Raw genomic sequence first — 392 nt, 5'->3', positions numbered from 1 at the left:
GCGAGCCTGGCGGCGTATGCGCATCAGGATGTGCCGTTCGAGTATCTGGTGGAGGTGCTCAACCCGCAGCGCTCGACCTCCCACCACCCGCTCTTCCAGGTGATGCTCGCCCTCCAGAACGCTCCACGCGGCGAGTTCGCCCTGCCCGGCGTGCGGGCCACGACCGAACCCGTCGGCACGGGCGTCTCCCGGGTGGACATGTCCATCAACCTCGGTGAGCAGTACGACGCGGCCGGCACGCCCGAAGGCCTCGTCGGCATGGTCGAGTTCTCGTCGGATCTGTTCGAGCGGTCGACGGTTGATGCGTTGATGGCGCGTTGGTTGCGGTTGCTGCGGGAGTGGGTGGCTGATCCGGGCGTGCCGTTGGGTGCGGTTGATGTGGTGGCCGGCGC

Annotated in this window: 1 protein-coding gene; it reads left to right on the top strand. The window is 68.1% G+C overall.

All coding sequences use genetic code 11. The features are described from left to right. Positions 1-392, top strand: a 392-nt coding sequence (locus ACSNOH_RS35195; protein WP_436725504.1) for a condensation domain-containing protein, incomplete at both ends; no start/stop codon positions are given.

Origin of the sequence: Streptomyces sp. URMC 127 (assembly GCF_051386535.1) — a bacterium.
GTDB lineage: Bacteria > Actinomycetota > Actinomycetes > Streptomycetales > Streptomycetaceae > Streptomyces.
This window is presented reverse-complemented; position numbering and strand designations above follow the sequence as displayed.